This window comes from Vibrio sp. 10N.222.54.A3 (assembly GCF_041474095.1).
Taxonomy (GTDB): domain Bacteria; phylum Pseudomonadota; class Gammaproteobacteria; order Enterobacterales; family Vibrionaceae; genus Vibrio; species Vibrio crassostreae_C.
Genome location: NZ_JBFRTN010000174.1, coordinates 1 through 1,492, shown reverse-complemented (window position 1 = coordinate 1,492; position 1,492 = coordinate 1). Strand labels below are relative to the sequence as shown.

At 45.5% G+C, this 1,492-nt stretch carries 1 protein-coding gene; it reads right to left on the bottom strand.

Annotation, left to right across the window (positions count from 1 at the left end; all coding sequences use genetic code 11):
• Positions 1 to 1,492: tandem-95 repeat protein (locus AB4507_RS22805; RefSeq protein WP_372183475.1), on the bottom strand; the 1,492-nt coding region annotated here is incomplete at both ends.

The window sequence follows — 1,492 nt, the reverse complement described above, 5'->3', positions numbered from 1 at the left end:
CACTGACCGTTAAGGTCGCGTCTTCACCAACCTCGCCGGTATCGACATTGAGTTCGGGCGCGTCGTTTACAGGTGTGATATTTAATGTCACTGTCGCTTGGTCTTCGCCACCATTTCCATCAGTGACTGTATATTGGAATGTTGCCTCACCGTTGTAGTCTTGATCTGGTGTGAATGTGATCGTTTCGTTTACATAGTCAACCGATAATGTGCCATTGACCTCAGACGTTATTGAACCAACAACAATTGAAAGAACATCACCATCGATATCAGTATCATTCGCTAACAACTCTGCGAATGGGATCGTAATAGGCTCATCTTCACGCGTAACGAGCTCAGGTTGGTTGATCCCCGTTACAATAACGTTGTCAATCAAAGCCCCAAGACTATCTGAAGCACCATCTCCTGCAAATGCTAACTCCGTACTATCAGCTTGCACCTCCAGCTCGGCGGTAACACGGTACCAACCATTAGCATCTGGTAGGCTTATTTGAATATCAAGTCCATTAGCACCGGAAAGGGTCCCATCCGCATGTACCGTGACCGAGGTGTCACCGATTTTAAAGACCATATCAGAAGACGAGTTACCATCTTGGCGAGGGTTATAGTCAAATTCAACCCGAATACTATCTTGACCTGAAGTGTCTATAATCGTTGAAATTTCAGTGTTTTTGTGAGCGTCGAGTTCAGCAAGATAGTCACCATGAGTTGCATCAGCAATTAGACCATCACGCTGAACCTCTAGCCCGTTGGTCGCATTCCAGTCGCCAAGATCATCACCAGTCACAACTGTCCATCTGCCAGTGTTTATCATTTGTTCAAATGACTCGGAGAAAAGTAACGTCTCGCTACTTTCGTTGTAACTATCATCAGTTGCTTTTGGTCCATCATTTGTGCCAGTGACCGTAATAGTTAAGGTCGCAGTATCCATCCCCCCCTTACCATCACTTATCGTATAAGTGAACGTTTCAGACACCTGCTCACCAGCTTTTAAGCTATCCGCATTATCAGCAACGTAGTTGTAACTACCGTCTTCGTTAACAATCAGAGTGCCAAAGCTACCGGTTAATCCAGATCCTACAGTTCCAGCTGTGCTATTTGATGCATTTTCAGCACCTGTCCGAATACCAATGACTTCGAGGTTATCGCCATCAATATCGCTATCATTTTTCAGTAACCCTATTGATGTATCTACTGCTAAAGTCGCATCCTCGTTAATAGACCCACTGTCATTGCGAGCGATTGGCCTGTCGTTAGTACCGGTGACAGTAATAGTCGCGGTCGATGTGATCGGCTCGCCACTTTCATCGCTCATCGTGTACGTCACCACGACTTGCTCTGTTACACCTACTGGCAGGTTATCAAAATCTTCGCCAGTCGCTTCAAACACTAGTTTGTTATTAACGATAGTCACCAGACCTTTGTCCGAGCTCACACTGTCTAAAGTGAACTTAGCACCATCGTCTAAATCGGTGTCGTTAGCCAATACATC